At 58.8% G+C, this 12328-nt stretch carries 14 protein-coding genes; 4 read left to right on the forward strand and 10 right to left on the reverse strand.

Going from position 1 to position 12328, the window contains the following annotated elements; genetic code table 11:
- Positions 1 to 149 precede the first annotated feature (149 nt).
- The 4 genes from XW59_RS17575 (at position 150) to XW59_RS17590 (ending at position 2777) form a co-directional block, all read left to right on the forward strand.
- A complete protein-coding gene (locus XW59_RS17575; RefSeq protein WP_047146902.1) occupies positions 150 to 1589 on the forward strand; it encodes an FAD-binding oxidoreductase in 1440 nt (479 codons plus the stop codon).
- Positions 1590 to 1803: 214 nt separating this feature from the next.
- On the forward strand, positions 1804 to 2037 hold the full coding sequence (locus XW59_RS17580; protein WP_136068296.1) for a hypothetical protein: 234 nt from the start codon (positions 1804 to 1806) through the stop codon (positions 2035 to 2037).
- A gap of 158 nt (positions 2038 to 2195) precedes the next feature.
- Positions 2196 to 2357 (forward strand): Thivi_2564 family membrane protein, encoded by a 162-nt coding sequence (locus XW59_RS17585; protein ID WP_136068298.1) that lies wholly within the window; start codon positions 2196 to 2198, stop codon positions 2355 to 2357.
- 57 nt (positions 2358 to 2414) lie between these two features.
- Positions 2415 to 2777, forward strand: coding sequence for a hypothetical protein (locus XW59_RS17590; protein WP_136068300.1), 363 nt, complete (start codon positions 2415 to 2417; stop codon positions 2775 to 2777).
- Positions 2778 to 2952: 175 nt separating this feature from the next.
- Here XW59_RS17590 and XW59_RS17595 read toward each other — a convergent pair whose 3' ends face one another.
- From XW59_RS17595 to virB11, 10 genes are all read right to left on the reverse strand, one after another.
- Positions 2953 to 3711, reverse strand: coding sequence for an SDR family oxidoreductase (locus XW59_RS17595; RefSeq protein ID WP_047146701.1), 759 nt, complete (start codon positions 3709 to 3711; stop codon positions 2953 to 2955).
- Positions 3712 to 3720: 9 nt separating this feature from the next.
- Entirely contained in the window at positions 3721 to 4449 is a 729-nt protein-coding gene (locus tag XW59_RS17600) for a sulfite exporter TauE/SafE family protein (RefSeq protein ID WP_047146702.1), read from the reverse strand.
- On the reverse strand, positions 4446 to 5429 hold the full coding sequence (locus XW59_RS17605) for an ABC transporter ATP-binding protein (RefSeq protein ID WP_047146703.1): 984 nt from the start codon (positions 5427 to 5429) through the stop codon (positions 4446 to 4448). Before XW59_RS17605 ends, XW59_RS17600 begins: the two co-directional genes overlap by 4 nt.
- The gene (locus tag XW59_RS17610) at positions 5426 to 6412 is read right to left on the reverse strand and encodes an ABC transporter ATP-binding protein (RefSeq protein ID WP_047146704.1); all 987 of its coding nucleotides are present in this window, start codon (positions 6410 to 6412) and stop codon (positions 5426 to 5428) included. Before XW59_RS17610 ends, XW59_RS17605 begins: the two co-directional genes overlap by 4 nt.
- Complete coding sequence (locus XW59_RS17615) at positions 6409 to 7365, reverse strand: ABC transporter permease (RefSeq protein ID WP_047146705.1); 957 nt, start codon at positions 7363 to 7365, stop codon at positions 6409 to 6411. The genes XW59_RS17610 and XW59_RS17615 overlap by 4 nt, the downstream gene beginning before the upstream one ends.
- Complete coding sequence (locus XW59_RS17620) at positions 7365 to 8285, reverse strand: ABC transporter permease (protein WP_047146706.1); 921 nt, start codon at positions 8283 to 8285, stop codon at positions 7365 to 7367. The genes XW59_RS17615 and XW59_RS17620 overlap by 1 nt, the downstream gene beginning before the upstream one ends.
- Before the next feature lie 76 nt (positions 8286 to 8361).
- Positions 8362 to 9849 (reverse strand): ABC transporter substrate-binding protein, encoded by a 1488-nt coding sequence (locus XW59_RS17625; protein WP_047146707.1) that lies wholly within the window; start codon positions 9847 to 9849, stop codon positions 8362 to 8364.
- 200 nt (positions 9850 to 10049) lie between these two features.
- Positions 10050 to 10742, reverse strand: a complete 693-nt coding sequence (locus tag XW59_RS17630; RefSeq protein ID WP_136068302.1) for an RES family NAD+ phosphorylase — start codon at positions 10740 to 10742, stop codon at positions 10050 to 10052.
- Positions 10739 to 11149, reverse strand: a complete 411-nt coding sequence (locus XW59_RS17635) for an antitoxin Xre/MbcA/ParS toxin-binding domain-containing protein (protein WP_047146903.1) — start codon at positions 11147 to 11149, stop codon at positions 10739 to 10741. Before XW59_RS17635 ends, XW59_RS17630 begins: the two co-directional genes overlap by 4 nt.
- 177 nt (positions 11150 to 11326) lie before the next feature.
- Positions 11327 to 12322, reverse strand: coding sequence for a P-type DNA transfer ATPase VirB11 (virB11, locus tag XW59_RS17640; protein WP_047146709.1), 996 nt, complete (start codon positions 12320 to 12322; stop codon positions 11327 to 11329).
- Between the last annotated feature and the right edge of the window lie 6 nt (positions 12323 to 12328).

Consider the following 12328-nt stretch of genomic DNA (forward strand, 5'->3'; position numbering starts at 1 on the left):
GCGGGACAGCTTCACCTAAAGGCTGCGTCTGCGGATCATGCGAATTGCTTATTCTGCAATCCTTCATTGGTTGCCAACGTGGCAGCACAAGCGCACGATTATTGCAGCAGGTAGCGGTGGGCAGACCCAGGCACCGGGAGGAACGGGTCATGCTAGACATAGATATTGCCAATCTCGACACTGGAACAACGACAATCAACGCTGACGAGATAGAGGCGCTCGCAGCGCGACTGCGGGGAAGCATCCTTGGCCCCGATGACGCTTTCTATGATGAGGCACGATCGGTCTGGAACGCCATGATCGATCGACGACCAGGCCTCATAATACGATGCGGCGGCACGTCTGATGTCGTTCATGCGATCCGCTTTGCACGGGAGCATAACCTGCTCATTTCCGCGCGCGGAGGCGGCCACAACATTGCTGGCAACGCGATCTGCGACGGTGGACTGGAAATTGACCTCTCTCAAATGAGATCGGTACGAGTTGACTCGTCGGTTCAGCGGGCATGGGTGGAACCAGGAGCGCTTCTGGTCGACGTCGACAAGGAAACACAGGCATTTACGCTGGCCGTGCCAACTGGAATCAACTCCACCACTGGTATCGCCGGTCTAACCCTTGGTGGAGGGTTCGGATGGTTGACGCGCAAGTACGGTTTGACACTCGACAATCTGATGTCCGCCGATGTGGTTACCGCAGATGGAGAACTACTGCGAACCAGCCTAACCGAAAACTCGGATCTCTTTTGGGCGATCCGCGGCGGTGGCGGCAATTTCGGCATTGTGACCGCCTTTGAGTTCCAGTTACATCAGGTCGGACCGCAGGTACTGTCAGGGCTCGTCGTTCATCCATTCGCCGACGCAGCAACTGTTCTGCAAGAGTATCGAAAAGTGCTTGAAACCGCACCGGACGAACTCACCTGTTGGGTGGTGATGCGGCAGGCTCCCCCTCTGCCCTTCCTTCCGGCCGAATGGCACGGCAAGGAAATCCTGGTTCTCGCAATCTGCTACTGCGGTGACCTCGACGAGGGGGAAAAGGCGATGGCGCATCTGCGCTCGATCGGCAATCCGATTGCCGACGTCGTCGCTCCAAACCCGTTCGTAGCTTGGCAGCAGGCTTTCGACCCGCTCCTGGCTCCTGGCGCTCGGAATTATTGGAAGAGCCATGATCTCACGGAGCTCTCCGACGGAGCGATCGGTATCCTGATCGATGCCATCGGCCGTCTACCGGGTCCGGAATGCGAGGTTTTCATCGGACATGTTGGTGGCGCCGCTGGCCGCATTGCAAACGACGCGACGGCGTTTCCGCAGCGTAGCTCACACTATGTCATGAACGTTCATGCCCGCTGGCGCGAAATACGGATGGATCCGAATTGCATAGGCTGGGCGCGCGGGCTGTTCGAGGCAATGGCCCCTCACGCTGCGGGAACGGCGTACATAAATTTCATGCCCGAGGATGAGATCGAGCGGGTAGAGGCAGCCTACGGTTCAAATTATCAGCGCCTTGTCGAGGTGAAGCGAAAATACGACCCGTTGAACCTGTTCAGAATGAACCAGAACATCAGGCCTGTTGCCGAGATCCGGGCGGCATAGCCATCCAGCAAATTGCCTCGATGGGCTCTTAACGAGTGGGAAGGCGCCCAGGTCTGGCTTCGTAGATTCATACGATAGAAAACCCTGCCGCTTTTTTGGGCGGCAGGGTGGACAATGGCAATTCGTTGAGCCTTACATTATAGGCGTTTGAGCATCTCGTTACCTAAGGTTTACAGCTCCAAGTTATTCGATCTCCAGAACTGGAGAGATGGTGATGATTTGGGCCGATGTATTTCCGAAGGACGAGTGGGCAGAAACGATGCGCTTGCTTAAGCGCATTCATATCAAGGCCCTGCGCTATGCGGTGTGGCTCTGGGTTGCCATTGAAGGTCAAAGAATTTTCGCAACTAACGAGTCGAAGAGGTCGCGCATTTGTCGCGGTTACGATCCTAGCTGGAGCCGGTATGCTGCTCGTAATGGCGCTGGATATGCCGATTTCCTAAAATAGTCTCATCATTGCAGTCGAATGGTTTGCTGCTTTAAAACACAGGTAAAAGCGACGGTTACACTTCCACCACCGCAAGCATCCTCCTCACCGGGGAACCGCACGTCGTTTACGGCCGTTATCCGGATTGTACTTCGACGATTTGCCTAGTGAGGAAAAGCATGAGCGTTCTAGTCAGTATCCTGATTACATTTCTCGTCGTTATCCTGGTGCTCTGGCTGGTCAACCGCCTTCCGCTCGACGGCCGCACCAAGCAGATTGCTCAGGTGGTCGTGATAATCATCGGCATCATTTCATTGCTCAGATACTTGGCGGTGTTTTAGCACCGGAACCAAAGCGGATTACCAGCAGTTCAACGTCCACATGGAAAGGATTGAATGATGGCCGACACGCCCGAAAACACACCTTCCAAGTCGACAGCAAACGACAGACCAAAGACCAGCCGGCAACGGCCCAAGGCAGCTCTGGAGAAGCAAGTCGCGCAGATGAAACGCGAAATCGCCAGCCTCAACAAGCAGTTGACGAAGCGGGCTGACGAGACGAATGGCTGGTATGACAGTGCCGTCAGCGGCTCGGCGAGAGCGACCAAGGAACTCCGCGCCCAGGCACAGACTATATCTGAAGCAGTCCGGGATAATCCAGGTACGGTTTCGTCGGCCATGTTTCTGGGTGGCGTCGTTGGCTTCATTCTCGGCTGTGTCTTCAGCCAGGCGACGTCGGACACGCATCGACGATGGCACTAGCCGAAAGCGCCATTCTCGGTAACCTGCCGAGACAACAAACTTGTTCGAAGATCGTCTTCAGGCTCGTGCAAGCTGCGGTGAAATTGACGCGATACTTATCGCGAACCCGGCACGCGGGTCCTGTCGATCTACTTTCGCGCGCTGCCGGAACCGAAACTGAAAGCCACATTGACGACTACGGCAGCAACAATCCGCCGTCCACATGCATGACCTGCCCGGTAATGTGACGCGCTCCAGGCGACAGCAGGAAGGCCACCAGATCCGCCACATCAATCGCCTCTCCGAGCCTGCCGTTGGGCGTCACCGCACGTGCACTTTCCATTGCCGCAGATGATGTGGCTGCATGGCCATCGGAATCCTTGCGGGTGAAGCCGGGAGCTACGCAGTTCACGGTCACACCATCGGGCGCGAGTTGGACGGCGAGCGATTTCGCCAACGCTTCCAACGCGGCCTTCGCGGCACCAGAGGCAGGAAAATGCATCCCGTTCGTTCCAAAGCCGTGGGCAACAAACGAACTGATTGCGATCACACGACCCTGTGCGGATGCCCGCAGGTTCGTCAACGCTGCGTCGACCAGCCGAAAGAAGGCCATAGGCATCATGGTGAACGCGGACTGCAGATCGTCATCCGTCATCTCGCCGAACACCGAGCGCTGCGCACGACCCGCATTCGAGACAATCTGGTCAAGTCCGCCGAAGGTGGTGCGAGCGGTATCGACGAGATGAAGAGCGACAGCGGGGTCGGACAGATCTCCGAGTTGCGTCGCTACCTCGGCCCCCTTGGTGCGCGCCTCAGCAGCAACCGCCTGAAGCCCTTCGGCATTGGTGCCGGTATGCAGCAAGAGCCGTGTATTCGGCGCTGCAATCCGCCGCGCAATGGCCGCACCGATTCCGCTGCCAGCTCCGGTGACGAGTATCGTAGGTCCTTGTGTCATTGTGTGGCCCTAAGCGAGGGAACGAAGAAGCAGGGCGAATGCCGAAGCCGTCGAGACGACCAGGACGACGACCTTCACCCGTCCCTTGTCGACGATCCGCCGGCCCCAGCCTGACAGCAAGAAGCCGAGAAAGGCGAAGGGGAGCATTGTTCCTGCAAGCAGGAGATCGGAAAATCGGAAACTGCCGGCGGCGGCGAGCGCAGCGATGGAAATGATGCCGCCAACGACGAAGAAGGCATTGAGTGTGGCCCGCATGCGCGCGCCTCCTGCGTTCTGATAAACCATGGCCATGGGCGGAGCTCCGATCGAGGTCAGCGTGCCCATGAAGCCCGACAAAGCCCCTGCAAGGAAGAGCGACCTTCGCGTCGTTTCAATTCTCAGCCCGAGAAGGCTCAGCACCACGGCGAAGAGCACGCCGAAACCGAAGGTCGCTGCAAAGGCCCCCGGGCTCAACAGGCTGACGCAGAATGCAGCGGCTCCTGCCGCCAACAGACGCCCGGTAAGGGAGAAAGCCAGATCCTGTCTATTGACATCACTCCACTCCCGCACCGCGCCGCCAGCGCTCACGGCTACCGCCATGGCCAGCATCGGGCCCGGCACGAAGGCTGGATCGATGACAGCCAGCATAGGCGCGGCAAGCATGCTGAATCCAAATCCAGTGGAACCCTGGATCGCACCGGCAACGACGAGCGCAACGGCTGCGGCTATCCCGTGAGGGCTCGGCAACAAATCAATCATGCGTCACGGTTCCAGCAAGCTGCAAAATGCTCCGCCGCCTTGCGCAAAAGGTGTGGAGCCTCGTTGCGACAGCGTTCTGTCGCAAGCGGGCAACGAGGATGGAAACGACAGCCACTTGGCGGATTGGCGATGTCGACCGCTTCCCCGGGATGGACGATGCGCCGGCGCACGCGCTGGAGTTTGGGGTTGGCGATCGGCACCGCGGAAAGCAGCGCTTCAGTATAGGGGTGGATCGGACGATTGTAGATCGCAGCCCGCGGCGCGATTTCGACGATCCGTCCTGCATACATGATTGCGACCCTATGTGAGATGTGTCGCACGATTGCCAGATCATGGGCGATGAAGAGATAGGAAATATCCAGATCGCGCTGCAAATCCTGCATCAGGTTGACGACTTGCGCGCGCACGGAAACATCGAGCGCGGAGACGGGTTCGTCGGCCACGATGAGGGAAGGCTTCAGCGCCAGCGCCCTGGCTATGCCGATCCGCTGGCGCTGACCACCGGAAAAGCTGTGCGGATAGCGATCGGCGGCATCGCGCGGCAATCCCACACGTTCCAGCAACTCGGCAACGACGACGCGGGTCTCTTCGGCCGAAGACGCAAGGCCGTGGACGATAAGCGGCTCCGCTATGATGTCGGCAACGGTCATGCGCGGATTGAGCGACGTATAGGGATCCTGAAGAACGATCTGCATTCGCGACCGCAGGCGCCGGAGACGCTCACCCTTGAGCCGCGTTATGTCTTCTCCGTCGAACACGATCGTGCCCTTCGCGGCGGAAATGCGTCGCAGCACCGCGCGACCGACGGTTGTCTTGCCCGAGCCGGATTCGCCGACGAGACCCAGGGTTTCTCCTGGTGCTATGTCAAAGCTGACATCGGCAACCGCATTGAGGCTGCGATGTTTTCGAAAAAGGGCTCCAGAAGAGAGCTGATAGTCGACGGCGAGGCCCGAGACCGAAAGCATTGGGGCCACAGTCATAGAGCCTCGCTCCATGCCGGCACGCCGGCTTTGCGGCATGCGACCATGCCCGTCTCGAAAATCCGCATCGCCTGAGGCGCCTCGCAACCCTTGTCGCCTATCGGGCAGCGCGGCAGGAAGGAGCAACCGGCAGGCGGCTGCAAAAGTCCCGGTGGCGCGCCTTCAATGGCCGTCAGCCGCTCCTCCTCGGCATCGAGACCAGGTGTCGAACGAATGAGCCCTTGCGTATAGGGATGCAACGGATTCTCGAATATGGCATCTACGAGCCCGGTTTCGACGATCTGCCCCGCATACATCACGGCAACACGATGACAGAGACCGGCGACGATGCCGAGGTCATGCGTTATCAGGACGATGGCAAGCCCCATTTTTTCCTGAAGTTCGGCCATCAGTTCCAGGATCTGGGCTTGGATCGTGACGTCCAGCGCTGTCGTCGGCTCGTCTGCTATCAGCAGCTTGGGCTCGCAAGCGATTCCCATCGCGATCATGACGCGCTGCCGCATTCCCCCGGAAAATTCATGCGGATACTGGTCCAGCCGCCGCTCTGCCCCGGAGATTCCGACAGATGAAAGCAGTTCCGCCGCACGTCGTCGTGCCGCGGGTCGGCTGAGCCCCAGATGAAGTTCGATCACTTCGGAAATCTGGCTACCCACCGTCATCAAAGGATTGAGCGAAGTCATCGGGTTCTGGAAAACCATGGTGATTTCCTTGCCCCAGACAGGGCGCGCATCGCGATCCGCATTTCGTCCCGCGAGTGGCCGCCCCTGCCAGCGAACCTCGCCTTCGGAGATTCGGCCAGGAACATCGATCAACCCCATCACCGCCTGAGCGGTGACGCTCTTGCCGGAACCGGATTCGCCCACGATGCCGAGCGTCTCACCCGGCGCGAGCGAAAGAGACACGCCGCGCAAGGCCTGAACAGTGCCCGCACGTGTGTCGAAACACACGTGCAGATTATCAATTTCGAGTAATGGAGAGGTCATGCGCTGGTTCTCCCCTGGGCACGACGACGCCTAACTGCCTCGGCACGGGCAAAGCGCTTCTCCCGCTCCTCCGGATCGGTCGTCACCCGCAGCCAGTTAGCGAACAGGTTTATCGACAACACGGTCGTGACAATGGCCAGGCCAGGAAAGGTGACCAGCCACCATGCGATAAAGAGATAGTCCCGACCCGAGGCAACATCGAGCCCCCATGACGTTGCTGGAGGCTGGACACCGAAGCCGAGAAACGACACCGCCGCTTCCGCCAGGACGATGTTGGTGAATTCCAGGATCGCGAGCGTCAACAAGGGAGAGACGAGGTTCGGCAGTATGTGTCGGAAGATCACTCGAGCCGGACGGCAACCAATTACTTCGGCAGCCTCGACATATGGCGCCTGCCGGGTCGATGAGACGATGCCGCGCACCAGCCGGGCATACACCATCCAGTTCGTAACCGAGAGGACGGCAACGAGCGTCCACACACCCGGTCCAAGGACTCCGACGACCAGAAGGATCAGCAGGATTCCCGGAAAGCTCACCTGGATGTCGACGAGGCGCATGAGTATCGAGTCGGTACGGCCACCCATGAAGCCGGCCCACAGACCGATGACCGTTCCAAGCGTGGCTGCGAGAAGGCAGGTGACGGCGCCGATCGTCAGCGTCGCCCTTGAGCCCCAGATGATGCGGGAAAGGACGTCGCGGCCGAGATTGTCGGTTCCGAGCAAATGGTCCCATGTACCTCGCGCCATCCAGACAGGAGGCCTCAACCGCGCTGCAATCGACTGGGCCGCTGGATCGTAGGGTGCGACCAGCGGTGCAAAAAGCGCGAGAAATATGACGAGCAGCATGAAGGCCAAGCCTATGGCAGCCGCCTTGTCATGCCAGAGCTCCGAAAACGGCACTCGCGATATGCGTGGGACGTTCGGTGCGGGAGAAGTGGGAACGGGAACCGTCATCAGTTCAGTTCAATCCTCGGATCCACCGCCTTGGAAAGAATGTCGAGCACGATACCGATCAGCACGATCAGGAACGCGATCACGAAGACGATGGCCTGCATGAGGAACAAGTCACCGCGCTGAATCGCCTGCACCGCGGTCAGGCCGAGTCCCGGCCAGGCGAAGACGGACTCCACGACAACGGTATAGCCGGAGAGCGTCGAGATGAGTTCCCATCCAGAGATGGACAGGAAGGGAACCAGTATGTTGCGCAAGGTGTGGACCCGCAGAATCCGGATGAGCCCTAGCCCCTTGGCGCGAGCGGTCTTGACGTATGGTTTGTTGAGCTCGTCGATCATCGCCGCCCGAACCATCATCGTGAAGCGCGCAAGGGGCGTCAAAGCAAGTGTCGCAGCGGGAAGAACAAGATGCGCTGCCGTTCCCATGCCGGAGGTCGGCAGCCATTTTAGCGTGACTGCGAAGATCATGATGGCGACGAGGCCGAGCCAGAACTGCGGCATGGCCAGCCCGAGCAGACCCACGGACATCGTCAGCCGGTCGACGAATCCGCCTGGCCGCAACGCGGCGATCGCGCCCAGCGGAATGGAAAGCACGACGGCCGTGCCAAGCCCCGCGCTGATCAGCAAGAGCGTGTTCGGAAGGCGCTCGAACACCACATCGATCGCTGGTCGCCGCTGCCACAGGCTGTCGCCGAAATCCATCGCGACGATGTCGCCGAGGAAACGCACGAACTGGGTAGCGATCGGTTGATCCAGTCCGATCTGTTGCGCAAAGGCGGCGCGCTGTGCCGCGCTCGCGCTGAGCGGCAACATCAGCGCGACCGGATCTCCGATCATCCGGGTCACGACGAAAACCGTCGTCGTCACGCCGATGACGACGAGAAAGCCTTGGACCAGGCGGCGAAGGACGAAATGGAGCATCTAGTGGCGCTTTTTTCTGGGCATTTCCCGTCGCAGAACCGTCCGCGGCGGGGTTGAAACCACCTCGCGACGCGGTCTATTCGATGACTTTCATCTCGCTGACCATCAGCTTTGCGTCGACGCGCGGCTGCCATTCCATGCGTTCGGACATGCCATAGATGTCCTGGAGATTGAACAACGGCACGGTGTAACTCAGATCGTGCCCCTTCTTTTGAATCTCATCATAGAGCGCCTTGCGCTTATCGACATCGGTCTCGATCCTGGCCGCGTCGATCATGCCGGCCATCTCCGCGTCGGAGTTGGAAGCCGCCGCTCCGTCCTTGTGATAGATGAAGGACATTTCACGGTCAGCATCGAGCAGCTCGTTGGAATTGGCGATGAAAATCGAATCGGGGCGCGGACCGTCACCCATCAGACTATCGAGATATTGCGAGAACTCCTGAATGTCGGTGGTCACGCTCAACCCAGTCTCCGCCCAATAGCCGGCAACCGCCTCGATCTGCTCGCGGTCTTTCAACCAGCGACCGGATTCTCCAACCACGACGAGCGGCTTGCCCTCGGCACCCGCCTCCTTGATCAGCGCGCGGGCCTTCTCGATATCGTAGGGATAGTGCTCTAGCTTCTCGTTGAAGCCGAAGGCGGCCGGATTAATGTGCGATCCCTTCGCTATGGTCGCATAGCCCATGAAAAGCCCTTCCATCATGGCCTGCCGGTCGATGGCGAGGTTAAGGGCCTCGCGCACCCTGGGATCTTTCGTGACCTCGTTGTCGGTGCCCAGGACGAAGACCGATGTTTCAAGCCCCGGGACGGCAGCGAATTTCGGCACGTTCGCCGTAAATTCCGGCAGGAGATTGGTGATGACATCGAACTCGCCTGACAGAAGGCCGGAAAGACGGGTGCCCGGCTCGGTCACGAAACGATAGGTGACATCGTCAACAGCCGGCTCGCCACCCCAATATTCCATATTGGCGACGAGTTTCAGATCCGTGCCTCTATTCCAACTGTCGAACTTATAGGGACCCGTTCCTACCGGCGCGCTAGCGAGATCGCCCTCCTTGGCATAGCCGGGCGCGATCATCTTCATCCAGTACATGCGAGAAGGCAGGATCGGATCCGGACCGGTCGTCAGCAAATTGACGGTGAGATCGTCGACCTTCTCAGCACCCTTGATCGTGTTGAAATAGGCCATCTGCTCCGAATTGTTCGCAGGATCGATGACCCGGGCAACGGAAGCCACCACGGCATCCGCATTGAACGGCTCCCCGTTGTGAAACTTGATGCCCTCGCGCAGCTTGAACTGCCAGGTCGTTGCATCGATCTGCTTCGGGGCTTCGGCCGCGAGACCCGGCACGAGCTCGCCTTCAGGCGTGCGCGCCATCAATGTCTCATAGATGTTGTCATTGACCTGCCGTTCGCCGCCATCGTCGCGAAGCTGCGGATCGAGCGTCGACGGCTCCGAGCCGATCGCAATCACGATGGACTGCGTCCATGCAGCCGAAGAGGCCAGGCTGGAGGCAATAAATACGGCAAGGCCGATGGTCAGCCTCTGCATAGTCCTTTTCATTCGGTTCCCCATTCTTGTTTTCAAATGTATCAGGCATCACGCAGATGCAGCCGCAAACTACCCATTGAAAAGGTAGATTGCCACTATCCGGTGATGAACTCGCATTGCATTTTCTATCAAAGCGCGTTCGTTCATACTTGATCACATCGATGCAGATTCAATCGAGGCATTCGACAAAGATAGAGTCGTGTCTATGCGGGTCACAGGGCGAAGATCACGCTGGTGCGGCAATTGCGTATCTTGTCGACACGCTCTCCATCCCAATGAAAGTCGAAATGATCCGCCTGAACCGGAACATCCATGAGATCAGGCCAGAAGATCGCTACACATTCGCCGTCCGGACTACGCACGCTGCGATAGACAATGCCGTTGGAGCCGCCGGATCGAAGGCTTTGACCCAAGGTCTGTGAAGCCCCATAATTGCCCGGGTCATGATAACGCTCATGTGGCCTCGCGTCATGCAGATCGAGATCGATCCGGTTGATCAGCATGCGGAACTGCGAGGTCCAGCCCGGCTCCTCATCGCTGTTCATCATCGCCGTTGCGTGGTGATGGGCGACTTCCCGAATGGCCACCTCCTCCCGGTCACCGGCACTGTAAACGCCGTAGGTGCCGTTGGTGAAACGTCCTGGTCGGTCGGTGCTGATATGGACAAACGGCGCCATGAGATAGCTGGCGCCAGGTCCGCTCACACGCCGTTCCGGCGGCACCAGATCGAGCCTGCCGATATGATCCCAAATACGCGGATTGGTCTTCGATTCCGCCGAGGCCAGCGCATCCCAGTCCCGGGGATCGGCGATGTCCTCGAAAAGGTCGATGGGCGGATGGATGGAACGGATAGTCCGGAAGGCTTTCGGCCAGTGTACGCGGACAACCGAGAGGCTACCGCTCACCAGCCGCCGCGCTCGGCATCGAGATAGGATCGCACTCGCGCCAATGAAAAGATATCCCCTTGCGCCATAGTCTCGACCGGGCTGCGGCCGCCAAAGCCTCGGTTCGGCTTCTTCACCCAGTCGTATCCTCGCTCAGGATCGGAAAAAAGATAGCGCAGCCCCTTATGGATGCCCATGAGCAGCGAAAGACGCGTAGTGAGATCACGATCGATGCGACCGGGTTCGCCGGCCTTCCATCGCGCATAGGTGCGCGCAGCGAGTCCCCCTAGGATTTCGCGAGCTTGTGCGTCGGACACATTCCATTTCTCAAAGAGTCTGATCACGGCCCGCGCCATCGCTTCCGCCTCCTCGGCAGTGATTTCCGGAACCTCTGGCGCAGCTTGAGTACGCGGAATTTCCTGCAGCATGACAATTTCCTTCGGCATAAAATAGGTTAATTTATGCCATATGGCAATAACGCTGCACCGAGATGGCAAGGCACCAGCATTCGGAGCGGATCGGTGCGGTACTGCGTGAACGGCGCAACATCGCTCGGCGTTCGCCGCCTAATCTGCGACGCATGACCTTGACCGAAGCGTATCTTGTCAGCCACGCACTTCTCGGTACCAAATTTCCGCGATCCTGAATGCCCCGCGCACCCGCCTGCATTGAACGACCACATCTATCGCGCTTTCGAGCAATCTTCGGATGTCGTCTCGAGCAAGTGCGCTGCCTCCCTCGGATTCCTTGACCAACAGCGTCAGTTGCTCAAATGCGAGGTTTGCTGAATCGGCGTGAACCGTCGTAATTGATCCTGGATGCCCGGAATTGACATTGCGGATATAGTAGAAAGCCGCGCCGTCGCGGAGCTCCTGCAGAAGAATACGATCAGGTCTCATACGCAGGCACGCTTCCAGGAGGTCTTTGACCCCTACTCTCGCAAGGCCCTGGTCTCCTTTTGAGTAGAAAAGACGCACGTGGTTCACATGCGGGATCACGAGCTCCGGGGTATCCTCGATCGTGATAATCCGCTCCTGCGGCGGAATATGCTGGATAAGGGCTTTCGAGAGCGTCGTCTTGCCCGAGCCGGTGGCGCCGGAGATGATGATGTTCTTGCGCGCCATCACCGCGGCTTCGAGAAAGAAGCGGTATCGACCGCTTTCATAAGTGTCCAGCAATGGGTCGTCTTGTTGGGTGACCTGCGCCGAGGAAATGACCTGATCGAACAATCCCTTCCTTTCCATTTCGTCCATCGTGAAGAAGGCCGACGATGGTTTTCGTATCGTGATGCTGATCGTTTGCGCACTCGTGGCGGGCGGCACGACGATCTGAATACGCTCTCCTGCCGGAAGCGTGGCGGAGAGCAAGGGTCGTGACTCGTTGATCCTCTGATTGGAAAAACTGGCGACCGTCCGGGCAAGCCGCATGAGTTTTTCGAAGGTGAGCTCCGGCTTTTGGTGTCGTGACCAGCCGTCAGCGCCTTCCGTCAGAACTTCTCCAGGTTTGTTGATGACGATCTCATAAAGGCTTGCGTCCTCCAGCAGATCGGCGAGAGGAAGCAGAAGCTGCCGAACGACACCGGCATCGGGATTTTCCGTCACGCCGTC

It is taken from the genome of Aquamicrobium sp. LC103 (assembly GCF_001014615.2).
Taxonomy (GTDB): Bacteria; Pseudomonadota; Alphaproteobacteria; order Rhizobiales; family Rhizobiaceae; genus LBCQ02.

Excerpts from the sequence above, each read along its gene's own strand:
- XW59_RS17575 (WP_047146902.1), top strand. The coding sequence starts at position 150 with ATGCTAGACATAGATATTGCCAATCTCGACACTGGAACAACGACAATC.
- XW59_RS17580 (WP_136068296.1), top strand. The coding sequence starts at position 1,804 with ATGATTTGGGCCGATGTATTTCCGAAGGACGAGTGGGCAGAAACGATG.
- XW59_RS17585 (WP_136068298.1), top strand. The coding sequence starts at position 2,196 with ATGAGCGTTCTAGTCAGTATCCTGATTACATTTCTCGTCGTTATCCTG.
- XW59_RS17590 (WP_136068300.1), top strand. The coding sequence starts at position 2,415 with ATGGCCGACACGCCCGAAAACACACCTTCCAAGTCGACAGCAAACGAC.
- XW59_RS17595 (WP_047146701.1), bottom strand. The coding sequence starts at position 3,711 with ATGACACAAGGACCTACGATACTCGTCACCGGAGCTGGCAGCGGAATC.
- XW59_RS17600 (WP_047146702.1), bottom strand. The coding sequence starts at position 4,449 with ATGATTGATTTGTTGCCGAGCCCTCACGGGATAGCCGCAGCCGTTGCG.
- XW59_RS17605 (WP_047146703.1), bottom strand. The coding sequence starts at position 5,429 with ATGACTGTGGCCCCAATGCTTTCGGTCTCGGGCCTCGCCGTCGACTAT.
- XW59_RS17610 (WP_047146704.1), bottom strand. The coding sequence starts at position 6,412 with ATGACCTCTCCATTACTCGAAATTGATAATCTGCACGTGTGTTTCGAC.
- XW59_RS17615 (WP_047146705.1), bottom strand. The coding sequence starts at position 7,365 with ATGACGGTTCCCGTTCCCACTTCTCCCGCACCGAACGTCCCACGCATA.
- XW59_RS17620 (WP_047146706.1), bottom strand. The coding sequence starts at position 8,285 with ATGCTCCATTTCGTCCTTCGCCGCCTGGTCCAAGGCTTTCTCGTCGTC.
- XW59_RS17625 (WP_047146707.1), bottom strand. The coding sequence starts at position 9,849 with ATGAAAAGGACTATGCAGAGGCTGACCATCGGCCTTGCCGTATTTATT.
- XW59_RS17635 (WP_047146903.1), bottom strand. The coding sequence starts at position 11,149 with ATGCTGCAGGAAATTCCGCGTACTCAAGCTGCGCCAGAGGTTCCGGAA.